This window comes from Photobacterium chitinilyticum (assembly GCF_004104355.1).
Lineage (GTDB): Bacteria > Pseudomonadota > Gammaproteobacteria > Enterobacterales > Vibrionaceae > Photobacterium > Photobacterium chitinilyticum.
Window position 1 is genome coordinate 1 of sequence record NZ_RJLM01000280.1, and the last position, 354, is coordinate 354.

The window sequence follows — 354 nt, forward strand, 5'->3', positions numbered from 1 at the left end:
TGGTCGAAGCGTGCTAATGAGCTGGAAGCAGCAGCTGCATCTGGCAACTACCGGAAGCTCTTCCAACTCATCCGAGCCACTGGCAGCAAGAAGTCTGGTGTGAGTGAAACAATCTGCGAGGATGGTGGGATGCCAATCACTAACATCCATCGACGTCTTGGACGATGGGCAGAATTTTTCGAAGGGCAGTTCAACTGGCCTGCTGCTCCAGCAACATCGGTCAAACTGTCCTGCCCTCCATGGCCGGTGACGACTGATCCACCAAATGAGGCGGAATTCCGCAAGGTACTCCAACTCTTGAAGCGTTACAAATCACCTGGTCCAGATGACTTACCTCCGGCTCTTTTTAAAGAT

At 52.3% G+C, this 354-nt stretch carries 1 protein-coding gene; it reads left to right on the top strand.

Annotated features, from left to right (window positions below):
* Positions 1–99 precede the first annotated feature (99 nt).
* On the top strand, positions 100–354 hold a 255-nt coding region (locus tag EDI28_RS28310; protein ID WP_233353545.1), incomplete at its 3' end, for a hypothetical protein.